The organism is Idiomarina tyrosinivorans (genome assembly GCF_003987475.1).
GTDB lineage: Bacteria > Pseudomonadota > Gammaproteobacteria > Enterobacterales > Alteromonadaceae > Idiomarina > Idiomarina tyrosinivorans.
In genome coordinates, this window is the sequence record NZ_PIQH01000006.1 from 1 (window position 1) to 13,713 (window position 13,713).

The 13,713-nt window shown below is 50.4% G+C and carries 9 protein-coding genes; 5 read left to right on the forward strand and 4 right to left on the reverse strand.

All coding sequences use genetic code 11. The features are described 5' to 3' along the window. Window positions 1–169 precede the first annotated feature (169 nt). The gene (gene mdh, locus CWI84_RS07005) at window positions 170–1,102 is read right to left on the reverse strand and encodes a malate dehydrogenase (RefSeq protein ID WP_126841880.1); all 933 of its coding nucleotides are present in this window, start codon (window positions 1,100–1,102) and stop codon (window positions 170–172) included. A gap of 172 nt (window positions 1,103–1,274) precedes the next feature. Here mdh and argR point away from each other — a divergent pair, with 172 nt between their 5' ends. Next, window positions 1,275–1,751, forward strand: a complete 477-nt coding sequence (gene argR / locus CWI84_RS07010) for a transcriptional regulator ArgR (RefSeq protein WP_126841881.1) — start codon at window positions 1,275–1,277, stop codon at window positions 1,749–1,751. On the opposite strand, the gene CWI84_RS07015 is transcribed toward argR, so the two are convergent. After that, window positions 1,748–2,701 carry a Dyp-type peroxidase gene (locus CWI84_RS07015; protein ID WP_126841882.1) on the reverse strand — a complete coding sequence of 318 codons (954 nt, stop codon included), beginning with the start codon at window positions 2,699–2,701 and terminating at the stop codon, window positions 1,748–1,750. The genes argR and CWI84_RS07015 overlap by 4 nt on opposite strands. 82 nt (window positions 2,702–2,783) lie before the next feature. Here CWI84_RS07015 and CWI84_RS07020 point away from each other — a divergent pair, with 82 nt between their 5' ends. Further along, window positions 2,784–4,541, forward strand: a complete 1,758-nt coding sequence (locus CWI84_RS07020; protein WP_126841883.1) for a DUF885 domain-containing protein — start codon at window positions 2,784–2,786, stop codon at window positions 4,539–4,541. Between the two features lie 819 nt (window positions 4,542–5,360). On the opposite strand, the gene acnB is transcribed toward CWI84_RS07020, so the two are convergent. Next, on the reverse strand, window positions 5,361–7,949 hold the full coding sequence (gene acnB, locus CWI84_RS07025) for a bifunctional aconitate hydratase 2/2-methylisocitrate dehydratase (RefSeq protein ID WP_126842041.1): 2,589 nt from the start codon (window positions 7,947–7,949) through the stop codon (window positions 5,361–5,363). 223 nt (window positions 7,950–8,172) lie between these two features. Between acnB and CWI84_RS07030 the strand changes: the two genes are divergently transcribed. Further along, window positions 8,173–8,460, forward strand: a complete 288-nt coding sequence (locus tag CWI84_RS07030) for a hypothetical protein (protein WP_126841884.1) — start codon at window positions 8,173–8,175, stop codon at window positions 8,458–8,460. A 76-nt stretch (window positions 8,461–8,536) separates the two neighbouring features. Here the strand turns inward: CWI84_RS07030 and CWI84_RS07035 are convergent, their stop codons facing one another. Continuing rightward, a complete protein-coding gene (locus tag CWI84_RS07035; protein WP_126841885.1) occupies window positions 8,537–9,421 on the reverse strand; it encodes a LysR family transcriptional regulator in 885 nt (294 codons plus the stop codon). Window positions 9,422–9,529: 108 nt separating this feature from the next. Between CWI84_RS07035 and CWI84_RS07040 the strand changes: the two genes are divergently transcribed. Next, on the forward strand, window positions 9,530–10,618 hold the full coding sequence (locus CWI84_RS07040; protein ID WP_126841886.1) for an efflux RND transporter periplasmic adaptor subunit: 1,089 nt from the start codon (window positions 9,530–9,532) through the stop codon (window positions 10,616–10,618). Beyond that, window positions 10,618–13,674 carry an efflux RND transporter permease subunit gene (locus CWI84_RS07045; RefSeq protein ID WP_126841887.1) on the forward strand — a complete coding sequence of 1,019 codons (3,057 nt, stop codon included), beginning with the start codon at window positions 10,618–10,620 and terminating at the stop codon, window positions 13,672–13,674. Before CWI84_RS07040 ends, CWI84_RS07045 begins: the two co-directional genes overlap by 1 nt. Window positions 13,675–13,713: the final 39 nt, after the last annotated feature.

Consider the following 13,713-nt stretch of genomic DNA (forward strand, 5'->3'; position numbering starts at 1 on the left):
TGAATCGCGTAGCGCGCGGCTGAGAGACATAAAAAAACTCCAGTGACAGTTACTATCACTGGAGTTTGACAGCTCCACTTGATCGGTCAATGGATCGCTAAATTATTTCTTAACTGATCAGCATTGCGCTGCTATAGCGGGCTTTTTTAAGGCTAAAACTTGTTTGGGTTTAGCTGACGAAGTCGATGCCTTTTTGGATATCGCCTTTCAGGCCTTCTAGCATGTCGTTCATGCATTGTTTTTCGAAGGCGCTGATTTCGCCGTACGGTAAGACTTCTTCTACACCGCCTTTACCTAAACGTACCGGCTGTGCGAAGAATTCTGCGTGTTCGCTACCGCCGTCGACATAGGTGCATTCAACCACTGATTGGCCTTCTAAGGCTTTAACCAACGACAAGCAGAAGCGTGCCGCTGCTTGCCCCATCGACAAGGTTGCAGAACCGCCACCGGCTTTTGCTTCAACCACTTCTGTACCGGCGTTTTGAATGCGGTGTGTTAATGCTTTGATTTCTTCATCAGTGAAGCTTACCCCTTCCACTTGCGACAACAATGGCAAGATAGTTGTACCACTGTGGCCACCGATCACTGGCACGGTGACATTCGCTGGGTTTAAACCGCGCAATTCAGCAACAAACGCTTCTGAACGGATAACGTCTAGCGTCGTCACACCGAACAATTTGTTTTTGTTGTAACAACCACGTTGCTTCAATACTTCGCGCGCGATTGGCACGGTCGTGTTCACTGGGTTAGTGATAATACCGATGCAGGCGTCTGGGCAGTTATCGGCGATGCCTTCAACCAGGTTCTTCACGATACCTGCGTTCATGTTAAACAAGTCTGAACGATCCATACCCGGTTTACGTGGTACACCTGCAGGGATTAGAACGATATCGCTACCGACCAATGCCGAAGCTAAATCGTCTTTACCGAAGCCCTGTACCTTAACGTCGGTTGGGATGTGGCTTAAATCGACTGCAACACCCGGGACAACTGGGGCAACGTCGTACAACGATAACTCAGAACCTGCCGGTAATTGAGTTTTCAACAACAATGATAATGCTTGGCCAATACCGCCAGCAGCTCCTAGAACGGCAACTTTCATTTCAGACTCCGTTATGCTTCTAAATGTGCCGAAACTTTACTCTAATCCCCCTAAAAATACAACTTGCACGGGCATTAGCCAATCGTCGAATTGGCAACAAAAATGCGCTAGACTAGCGCAGAATCGAATATGACGGTGAATCACTCCATTACCTGTAGGGACGGCTCGGCACATGCCAACAACTAAGCAAGATGCGCTTGTTGACGCATTTAAAGCATTATTAAAAGAAGAACGGTTTGGTTCGCAGTCGGCTATCGTGAATGCCTTAAACCAACAAGGCTTTGATAATATTAGCCAATCGAAAGTATCGCGGATGCTGAGCAAGTTTGGCGCGGTACGCACACGCAACGCGAAGCAGGAAATGGTGTACTGCTTGCCGCCCGAGTTGGGTATTCCTTCTACTCAAGCACCACTGAGCCAACTGGTGTTAGATATTCAACACAACGACGTGATGGTGATCATTCGCACGAGCCCAGGAGCCGCGCAATTGATCGCTAGATTGCTAGATTCGGTGGGTAAAAAAGAGGGAGTGTTGGGAACCATTGCCGGTGACGACACCATTTTTATCGCACCGCTTAAGGTCGCGGACATTGATTTTACCCTGCAAAAAGTTCGCGAGTTGTTTAAAAAGCGTGGTGTGTCGCACTAAGCCGTCTGGCTTTCTGAGTCTGTCGCCGGTTGACCATGTTTCAGTAAAAAGGTCGGCGAAGGGATAAAAAAGCTGGCGTTGGTGACTGCTTGGGTAAAATCCAGTAGCGGATCGTAATCGCCCTGGCTGTCGGCGTAGTAACGGCGCTTCAGCCACTCCACCACTTTTTTCGGCTGGTTGCTGCAATACATTGCCAGCAGACCCTGTTCACGCAGATCACCCCACGGCATGTTTTGCCGCAACAGCGGAATAGGTTGTTCATTTTGGTCCAATAAGCGCGTTTTCGAGGCATGGGTCACACTCTCGATTTCCGCCTCAGACAAACGCTCACCCGAGACTTTCTCCCGCCCCATCAACTGTTCTTGACGTTGCGGACCAATATGTTCCCACCGGCGCAGGTCATGGCGGAACTTCTGCAACAACAAATAACTGCCAGCCGCAAACGCTGGCTCTTCGCTGGCGTTCACTAACGCAACTTCGCGTTTACGCAGGCCACGCGGATTGTCTGGCGCATCGATAAAACCTAACAGATCACGGCCGTCTAAATAACGGAAGGTGCGGATTTGCTCAACAATCTCGATATCGTGTCCAAACCATTCTATGAGGGCTCTTGCCGCAAGAAAGTTGGCATCAAAGCGGTCTGAGCGAATGTGTAACAGAATATCGAAGGGTTGCCGTGGCGCTTCGCGGTCGTCGTCACGCAGTTCTGGAAATGCTTGTAGGTACAGCGGGCGCTGCTCTGGGTAGACGATATCCCAATAGTCACTGCCGATCGCGACAAAGCCATTAAGCATGGCCTCGGAAAAACGTTCGTCCAGTTCGTCGAGGATGATCGGCATTCTACCGAGTTTTCGCCGTAGTCCATCGACATCGTCGGTCATAACATTGCACAACAACGTAAGCCCGTGTAGGTTTGGCTCAGCACACACGCCAGTTTGCGCCTTTTGCAAATCGCATCTCCATTTGTACATTGCGTAGCAAACAATGCATCATACAATGATGTTATGACTAACGGAACCTCAAGGAAATACTATGCGCCATTTGATGGTTTTACTGTGCCTTGCTGCACCTCTCAGCATGGTGGGTTGTGCCAGCACAACAAGCCAAGATTCATCTGCGAAAGCAACCACACAGCAGTCGCTAGACAGCCAATTTAGCCAACTTGCCGACCGCATTTGGGACGGACTGAGCGAGAGCGACCCGCGTGCACTTCCCGATATGTCAGCGGCGACGTTGGAACAGACATTTCAGCGCAATCAGGCGTGGTTGAATAAACTCGACAGTATCGATACCACCAAGCTGAGCCAACAGAACCAAATGAATTACGCGATGATTCGTTACGCGTTGGCCGATGCGGTTGACCGTTATCGTTTTCATGACCACTACATGCCATTAACTTCAGAGGGCGGTTTTCATACCGAGTTGGCATTTATGCCAAGCTCAACGGCCTTTCATAAGCGCCAAGACTATGAGGACTACCTGGCTAAGCTACAAACCATTCCACGTTATATGGAACAACAAACCGCGTGGTTAAAAAAGGGCATTGAAGAAGGTTTTACCCAGCCAGCGGCAGCAATGAAAGGCTTTGAAGAAAGTATTGCCGCTTATATTGTGCAACGCCCACAAGATAGCGTGTTTTACGACCCCTTCGAAAAACGCCCTGACAGCATTAACCCAGTAGACTGGGCCTTACTGCAAGAACAGGCCGCCGATATCATTGATAACCAAGTGATGCCGGCTTATGACGACTATTTTACCTTTATGGTTACCGAATATTTGCCAAACTGCCGCGACAGCATTGGTGCCAGTGAGTTACCTAACGGAAGCGCTTGGTACAATAACCGCATCATGCATTACACCACATTGGATTTAAGCGCCGAACAAATCCACCAAATTGGTCTGCAAGAAGTGGCACGCATCCGTGCAGAAATGGATACCATTATTGAAAAACTGGATTTCAAAGGCAGCTTTGCTGATTTCGTTAATTTCTTGCGAACCGATAAACGTTTCTACCCACAAAGCGCTGATGAATTGATGCGCACGGCAACCTACATTGCCAAAAAAATGGACGGTAAGCTATTGACCCTGTTCAATAAATTACCGCGCAAACCGTATGGTGTGGAGCCGGTTCCGGCAGAAATCGCACCGAAATACACTACTGGCCGTTATAAAGATCCTACCCGCGCTGATGAGCCCGGCATGTATTGGGTGAATACCTACGCGTTAGATCGCCGGCCGCTATACCAAATGGAAGCATTGACCTTCCACGAGGCAGTGCCCGGGCACCATATACAAGTATCACTCGCGCTAGAAATGGATGACCTACCCGCTTACCGGCAGAACACCTATATTTCGGCCTTCGGTGAAGGTTGGGGTCTGTATGCCGAGTACCTAGGTTTAGAGGCCGGATTCTACCAAGACCCGTACAGCAACTTCGGGCGGTTAAGCTATGAAATGTGGCGCGCCGCAAGGCTAGTGGTAGATACCGGTATGCATGCTATGGGCTGGAGCCGCCAACAAGCCATCGATTACATGGCAGAAAATACCGCATTATCACTGCACAATTGCACCACAGAAATCGATCGCTATATCACCTGGCCAGCGCAAGCACTGTCTTACAAACTCGGCGAACTCACCATTAAACGCTTGCGTAACGAAGCCGAGGAAGCGCTCGGCGAAGACTTTGATGTGCGTGATTTCCACGACGCAGTGCTAGAAAACGGCAGTATTCCACTGCAAATGCTCGAGCAACACATCCGCCAGTGGATCGCAAAGCAAAAATCCGCGTAGCGGCATCGTAACTCGGTAGCGCACTCGTCCCGCCAAGGCCGCTAATTCTTTACTGCGGCCGGGGCTTGGGCTCGCGGCAGGCTCGGGATTGGTTGCTCTCTACCACGGCGATTAGCTTGGGTGGGTCGGCATCGTGAGGGGCTGGAGGGCGCTTGATGTGTAGGCGCTTGGTAGAGTCATTGCACGGCACCCCGCCGGTTCACGAAGCTGGGGAAAAAGCCGCTCAAGCTCATCCATGAGGCGCTTAGTCTCCGGCCGTCCATGGCCGGAGATACTTTTTCCCCAGCTTCGCGCCCCAACGTTGTGCGTTAAATGTAGGAGAAGTCGCGCCTACACCCCAAGCTTAGGGCTACGGAGAAGCGATGCCGATACAACACCGAGCGCGCCGTGGCAGAGAACAACCAACCCCAAACAGGCTGTCTGAAGCTAATAGATAGAAGCGAGTAGATAAAGGCGGATACTTCTTTACTGCGGCTTTCCTCGATGGTGGGCGGCATCGCTTCTCCGCACCTATTTGACTCGGGGTGTGGGCGCGTTTACCTCGATATTGATTGGCGTCTCGTTGGGGCGCGGGGGCTCCGGTAAAAAGCATCTCTGGCCAGGGAGGGCCAGAGACTGAGCGGCCATGGATGGCTCGAGCGTCTTTTTACCGGAGGCACCGTGAACCGACGGGACGCTAAGCACTCACCACCCTAGCGCCCACACCCCGAGCCTTCCCCCAACCCTGACGATGCCGCGAACCCAAGTTAACCGCCGCAGTAAAGAATTGGCAGGCACAAAAAAGCCCGCGGCTGCGGGCTTTTTGCTTAGTGCTTACGCTTAAGCAACGTTAATGGTAGGAATGATATTTTCCTTCGCCGCTTTTTCGGCGTTGCGGAATTCTTCCATGCGGTCAAAGTTCAAGTATTGGTAAACTTCGCCTGCCATTGCATTGATATCGCTTGCGTATTGTAAGTACTCTTCTGGTGTCGGCAAGCGACCCACAATTGCACCTACTGCGGCTAATTCAGCCGAGGTTAAGTAAACATTCGCGCCGTCACCGAGACGGTTTGGGAAGTTACGGGTAGACGTCGACAATACCGTGGCGCCGGCTTCTACTCGTGCTTGGTTACCCATGCACAATGAACAACCTGGCATTTCGGTACGCACGCCATTGCGGCTGTAGATATCGTAATAGCCTTCGCTTTCTAATTGCGCTTTATCCATTTTGGTCGGCGGCGCAATCCACAAGCGGGTATTCAATGGGTCGCTGTTCTTCTCCAGCAACTTACCTGCGGCACGGAAGTGACCGATGTTGGTCATGCACGAACCGATGAAGACTTCGTCAACTTTATCGCCAGCAACTTCGCTCAAGAATTTGGCGTCGTCTGGATCGTTCGGGCAACAAACGATTGGCTCTTTGATATCGTTCAAGTCGATCTCGATAACCGCTGCGTATTCCGCGTCTTTATCGGCACGGGTTAACTGCGGGTTCTCTAACCACTCTTCCATCTTCCGTGCACGGCGCTCAAGTGTGCGCGCATCGCCATAACCTTCGTTGATCATCCAACGTAGCATGGTGATGTTAGAGCGTAGGTATTCGGCCACTGATTGTTCTGACAAATCAATGGTACAGCCCGCTGCTGAACGTTCTGCTGATGCATCTGACAGTTCGAATGCTTGCTCTACGGTTAAGTGGTTCAAACCTTCGATTTCAAGAATACGGCCAGAGAAGATATTCTTCTTACCGCGTTTCTCAACGGTTAATAGGCCCTCTTTTATGGCAAATGCAGGGATTGCATGAACCAAGTCGCGCAGCGTGATGCCTGGCTGCATTTCGCCTTTAAAGCGTACCAATACAGACTCTGGCATATCCAATGGCATCACCCCTGTTGCCGCCGCAAACGCGACTAAACCCGAACCGGCTGGGAATGAGATACCTAATGGGAAACGCGTGTGTGAGTCACCACCTGTACCGACGGTGTCTGGCAACAACATACGGTTCAACCAGCTGTGGATGATACCGTCACCTGGACGCAACGATACACCACCACGGTTCATAATGAAGTCTGGCAAGGTGTGTTGGGTTTCAACGTCTACCGGTTTTGGATACGCCGCGGTGTGGCAGAATGACTGCATCACTAAGTCTGAGTTAAAGCCCAGGCAAGCCAAGTCTTTCAACTCGTCACGGGTCATTGGCCCGGTGGTGTCTTGTGAGCCTACGGTCGTCATTTTCGGTTCACAGTATGTGCCTGGACGAACGCCTTCCATACCACAGGCTTTACCCACCAATTTCTGCGCTAAAGAATAGCCTGCGCCTGAGTCTGCGGGCTGCTCAGGTTTCAAAAACAGCTCAGAAGCTCCTAAACCTAAGCACTCACGTGCTTTTTCAGTTAACCCACGGCCGATAATCAGATTGATACGGCCACCGGCGCGCACTTCATCTAAGATCACACGAGAGGCGTAGTCGTATTCTGCGATCACTTCGCCTGCTTCGTTTTCAATTTTACCTTGATACGGGTAAATGGTGATCACATCACCCATGTTCATTTTTTCAACGTCGGCTTCGAACACCAACGCACCAGCGTCTTTCATGGTGTTGAAGAAAATTGGCGCAACTTTAGAGCCAATGCAGATACCGCCTGCACGTTTGTTTGGTGTACCTGGCATATCTTCACCGATGTACCATAGTACCGAGTTAGTCGCCGATTTACGCGACGAGCCAGTACCGACAACGTCACCAACAAACGCCACAGGATGGCCTTTTTGCTTCAGTTCGTCGATCTGTTTTGCCGCATCGGTCACGCCTTCACGCGGCATTTTGTACATGGCTTTGGCGTGCAAAGGAATGTCTGGACGTGACCAAGCGTCAGGCGCTGGAGACAGGTCATCGGTGTTGGTTTCACCGGTCACTTTAAACACGGATGCTTTGATTTGTTCTGGCATCTTGTCACGGCCAGTGAACCACTCGCCTTCGGCCCAAGATTCGATGACTTCTTTTGCCAGCTCATTGCCAGCTTTCATCTTCTCTTCCACATCGTGGAAAGCATCGAACATCAAAATAGTGTGCTTTAATTCTTCAGCCGCCAAACGGCTAAGTTCTGCGTCGTCTAATAACGCCACTAGGGTTTCGATATTATAGCCGCCGTGCATATTGCCCAACAATTTTACGGCGTGCTCTTTTGAGATAACCGGGGAGTTTACTTCGCCTTTTACAATAGCGCTTAAAAAGCCTGCTTTCACATAGGCCGCTTCGTCTACACCCGGCGGTACACGCTCTGCTAACAACTCAACCAAAAACGCTTCTTCACCCGCAGGTGGATTTTTTAGAAGCTCAACCAGATCGGCCACTTGTTCTGCTGTTAGTGGCTTTGGTGGGATACCTTCTGCGGCACGCTCTTCTACGTGCTGGCGATACTCTTTAAGCACTCTCACTACCTCTTCGTTAAGGACGAAAAAATTTACGCGCAATTATAGGGGGTTTTCCGTGAAATTCCTATGACAGTCACGGCTTCAGAGGGCTATATCTGGCATAAGTGTGATGAATGGTAGCAGCGACATACTTGGTTACAACTGAATGTTCGCCAACACAACCTTTTCTATTTTGCTGACGACTAAACTAATGAACGGGCAAACGAGGGAGGGCCTCATCATGAAACGCCTAATTATTGCAGTAGCCATGTTGTGTAGCTTTAGTGCTCTCGCTGAAGTACCTTCAGCAGAGAACATGCCGCACTATTTAGTCACCGCCAATAGCGCACATTATCAAGATACGATTCGCGGTTCCATCAAGCTGATGCAACGGCAAACCTATCAACAGTTGTTGGTCAATAACCAGCAAATGAATCGCCAACATTTAGAAGCCACTGCTAACGCAGTTGCCGCGCAATTAGGATACGCGTATGAAACCAATGCTGTTGCGCATTTCCACGCGCCGTAAAAGCAAAACTAAGCGGTTATGGCTGACTGTTTGAATGCCTAATACCATTGCGTGTTAGGCATTCAATTTTTTCTCCTCATTTGCCGGGTAAATAATCCTGCCAAATTATAGAGGCGGCAGGACCTAGGGTTTGGTTGGCTGAGCGAATTAGGTGCACCGCTAAATCCACTCGCTGAATAAATCCGGGTATAACAATTTCTTCTAGCACTCCTTCATCCAGAGCATCGGCAATCAGTGGTCTTGGGATGACCCCCCAACCCATACCGGCTAGCAATAATTCCTTTTGCGACGCGATATCATTAACGCGAATACGCCGCTGATTTGGCAATTTAAGAATCGTATCTAAATCAATCCCGATGGCTAAGTTTTGCGGTACCAGCATCGGCAATTCCAGTAACTGTTGGCGGGTACTCGGTTTATCGTATTCTCGGTACAATTGCGGCGTCAGTGCCACCACTAAAGAAAATGGCGATATCGTCAGCGTTTCAAAATCACCATATTGGCGAAATAATGGCATCCATGGGCTAATAGCAAGATCTGCCGACCCTTCAGCAATCCGCTGTAATGCGCGTAACTGAGACTCACCTTCAATGCGTACTTCGGTGGCCGGAAATTGTTGCTGAATTTTGCGCACATGCGGCAACCACAGTTGTGCGTCACAGGTATGGTCATAGCACAGGGTTATCGACGGCTCCGCGCCAAACCGTAGCTGTTCACTTAAACTGGCTAAGCGTTGATGCTGACGAATGACTTCTTGAGCTTGGCGCAAATAATGGCTGCCCCGTTCCGTCAGCATTAAACGGTAGGCACCACGTTCGAACAACGCAAAACCCGCCTCTTGCTCAAGCTTCTTTAATGCCATGCTGGTTGCAGATTGGGTGCGATGCAATGATTCCGCAGCGCGCTGCAAACTTCCGAGTTCAGCAACGGCCGCAAACATTTTCAAATGGGTGATATTCATTCAGCTTTTCTTAACTAGTGTTAAATTTATTTTCAATATAACTGTACATCATTGTGGTCTACACTACACCGTATTATTTGCTACTCGTTGCTAAACCAAAGGCCGACTATGCCACTTACCACTCGTACCCTTTCCCTGCTGAGTGTTATCGCGCTCAGCGTTTTATTAACGGCTTGCTCTGAACCGGCGCCAGTAGCCGAAGATAACGCCGTACCCGCTCGTCCGGTAAAATGGATAACTGTCGCTGACCCAGCGGGTAAAAAACTGCGCCAGTTTCCGGCCGTGCTTGAGGCGTCAGAAGTGGCGCAGCTAACCTTCCGAGTATCGGGCGAACTTAAACAGCTTCCGGTTCACGCGGGTTCACATGTGAAGCAAGGCGAACTGGTGGCAAAGCTCGACCCTACCGATTACCAACTGGTAGTCGACCAAGCAAAAGCGCGGTATCAGCTCGCCTCATCGCAATACCAGCGGAGCAAAAATTTGGTCGCCCAAGGGCTTATGTCTGAGGCGCAATTTGATGAGGTGTCTTCACAATTAGCCGTGGCCAAGTCGAACTACGAAACGGCCCAAGCGAATTTACGCTACAGCGAGTTGCGAGCACCTTTTAGCGGCACTATTGCACACCTATACGTGGAGAATTACGAGAACATTCAGGCCAAGCAGCCTATCGCAACGCTGCAAATTAGCGACGCCATTGACGTGAGCATTCAAGTGCCTGAAAACTTGTTCGCCAAAGTCAGTCGTCAACCTGACTATCAACCTGTTGTCATTTTCGATGCCGCTCCCGACCAACATTTTTCGGCGTCCTTGAAAGAATGGGATACCCAAGCCGACCCGGCAACGAACACCTACAAGGTTGTACTTACCATGGCTAAACCGGAGAACCTCAATGTTTTACCGGGAATGTCAGCGACCGTGGTGGTCGATCTTCGAGAAATCATTCAGCACAGTGATCAAGCGATCGTCATTCCTGCATCAGCGGTGTTTTCGCCCACCGATGGCGGCAAGCGTTATGTATGGCGTGTCACTGCTAACAATACCGTTGATAAAGTGGCCGTTGAAGTGGGTCCAATGACCAACGAAGGCATCGAGATTCGCGCTGGGTTGAATCCCGGCGATAAGGTGGTGATTGCTGGGGTACACCAACTACAAAACGGACAACAGGTTCGTGAATGGACCCGTGAGCGGGGGCTGTAATGAATATTGCTGAATACAGTATCCGGCGCAAAACCAGTAGCTGGTTGCTACTGTTTATTTTACTCATTGGCGGAGTGGTATCGTTACTGCAACTGGGTCGCTTGGAAGACCCCCACTTTACCTTAAAAAAAGCAATGGTCATCACCCAGTACCCTGGCGCCTCCTCACAACAGGTCGAAGAGGAAGTGACCTATCGTTTGGAAAACGCGATCCAAAGTCTTAGCTACGTGGACCATATTACGTCGATTTCTAAACCGGGTCTGTCACAGATTACGGTAGAGATGAAAAGTATCTATCGCGCCGATGATCTGGCACAAATTTGGGACGAATTACGACGTAAAATTCATGATGCGCAAGGCATGTTACCTCCCGGGGTCGGCACGCCTATCGTCAAAGACGATTTCGCCGATGTTTATGGCGTGCTAATGGCCATTACCGGCGATGGTTACGAATACCAAGATATTGCCGACTACGCCGATTACTTACGCCGTGAATTAGTGTTGATCGATGGGGTTGGCAAGGTCACCCTGTCGGGCGAACAGCAAGAGCAAGTGATGGTGGAAGTGTCCCGCAGTCAGTTGGCAAACGTAGGAATTCCACCAGCGCGCATTGCCCAACTACTGACTACCCAAAATGCGGTCGCCGATGCAGGCAGGGTCATGGTCGATAAAGAAGCCATGCGCTTCGCCACCAGTGGCGAATTTACCAGTGTCGATGAGCTGGCTAACCTCGTTATCAGTAACCCTGGAGCCGAAGAGCGTATTTACTTGCGCGATGTTGCGCATATCTATCGTGACTACGGCGAAATTCCGCAACATTTAGTGCGCTTTGATGGCGAGCAATCTATTTGGTTGGGGCTGTCCTTTGCTAACGATGTGAATGTGGTGGAAGTGGGTGAACGTATCAAGCAACGTTTGCAACAGCTAGATTACGCACGTCCAGCCGGTATGACCCTGCATGCGATTTATGACCAACCCAAAGAAGTCGCAAATTCTGTACAAGGCTTTTTGCTCAACCTGTTAGAAGCTGTCGCCATCGTCATTCTGGCGCTGCTACTCACTATGGGCTTTCGCAGCGGCGTACTGATTGGGGTAGTGCTGTTGCTCACCGTACTCGGCACCTTTATTTTTATGCTGCTACAAGGAATAAACCTACAGCGAGTGTCACTCGGGGCGCTGATCATTGCCTTAGGGATGCTGGTTGATAATGCCATTGTTATCGCCGAAGGTATTGTTATGGGCATGCGCCAAGGCATGTCTAAACTACAAGCTGCGGTGAATGTCACCCGCCAAAACCAGTGGCCGTTACTGGGTGCGACAATCATCGCTATTATTGCCTTCGCTCCGATAGGCCTCTCTAAAGATGCCACCGGTGAATTTGCGGGAAGCCTGTTTTGGGTATTATTAATCTCGTTATTATTGAGCTGGTTCACCGCACTCACACTCACGCCATTTTTGGCTGACCGGCTGTTCTCCAATAAAGATATTGCGGAACAACAGAATAACGACAGCGAAAGCTTGTACGCACACCCGATTTATCGGCGTTACCGGCAGCTGCTAACCTGGTGCGTGAGTCATCGTGCCATCGCTATCGGCAGCATGCTGGGGCTACTGGTAGTGGCAGTGCTTGGCTTTAGCCAAGTGAAACAGTCGTTCTTTCCGCCGTCGACCACGCCACTATTTTATGTCGATATGTGGTACCCACAAGGTACCGATATTCGAGCGACCAGCGAGGATGTTAAACGCGCCGAGCAGTTTATGAAGGCGCAACCAGAAGTGGAAAATGTATCCACCACTATCGGCCAAGGGGCTCCTCGCTTTACCCTCACTTATTTAGTGGAAAAGCAGTACGAGAGTTATGCGCAGCTGATCGTTCGAGCGCAGTCGACCGAACAATTGGAACAACTTTTACCCCGGGTGCGCAGTTACATTGCGCAAGAGCACCCAGATGTTGAGGATAAACTGATTCGCTTGGAGATAGGTCCTGCCACACCGGCGAAGATTGAAGCTCGCTTTAGTGGTCCTGACCCCAAAGTACTTCGAGAACTTAGCGGCAAAGCGCAGGATATTCTGCGTGCAGATGGCGGCGCGGTAAATATTCGAGATGACTGGCGCCAACGTACAAAAGTGCTAAGACCCATTTTCCACGAAGCGGCAGCTCGCAAGCTGGGTATTACCAAGGAAGATGTTAACAACCTGCTACTTACCAACTTTGTTGGTCGCACCGTGGGGATCTACCGCGATGGCACTGATTTGCTGCCGATTTTGATACGGCCGCCCGCGCAAGAACGCGCTGATTTAGATAACTGGCAAGATTTACAGGTTTACAGTTCAGTACTGCAAGATTTCGTGCCGCTATCGCAAGTAGTGAAACGCATAGAAGTGGATTGGGAAAACCCGCTGATTATGCGCCGAGATCGTAAACGTACGCTTACCGTAATGGCAGACCACGATATATTGACCGATGAAACCGCCGCGCAAGTATTCAACCGAGTCCGACCAAAGTTGGAGGCTATACCACTGCCAATAGGGTACCAATTAACTTGGGGCGGCGAGCACGAAGCGTCAGCAAAAGCAAAAAAGGCCCTATTTGGCGCGTTACCGCTCGGCTTTTTAGCGATGTTTATTATTACTGTGCTGCTGTTTAATAGCTTGCGCCTCGCCGGTGTACTTTGGACCACCGTGCCGCTATCCATCATCGGTGTGACGCTCGGTCTGCTGGTTCTCGATAAGCCTTTTGGCTTTATGGCACTATTAGGCTTCCTGAGTTTGTCGGGCATGCTGATCAAGAATGGCGTGGTGCTGCTAGAACAAGTTAACGTTGAGCTCAGCCAAGGCAAAGCTGCTTACCAAGCACTGATCGACGCCTCGGTGAGTCGGGTAAGGCCCGTCAGCATGGCAGCCATCACCACTATTTTAGGGATGCTACCACTGCTATTCGATGACTTCTTCGCTAGCATGGCAGTGGTCATTATGTTTGGCCTAGGCTTCGCCACCATACTAACCCTGTTCGTCGTGCCAGTGATGTACGCCATCGTTCAACGCGTCAAGGCTTAACGGCTGCACTCAAGCGCATTCAATGCGCTTGAGTGACAA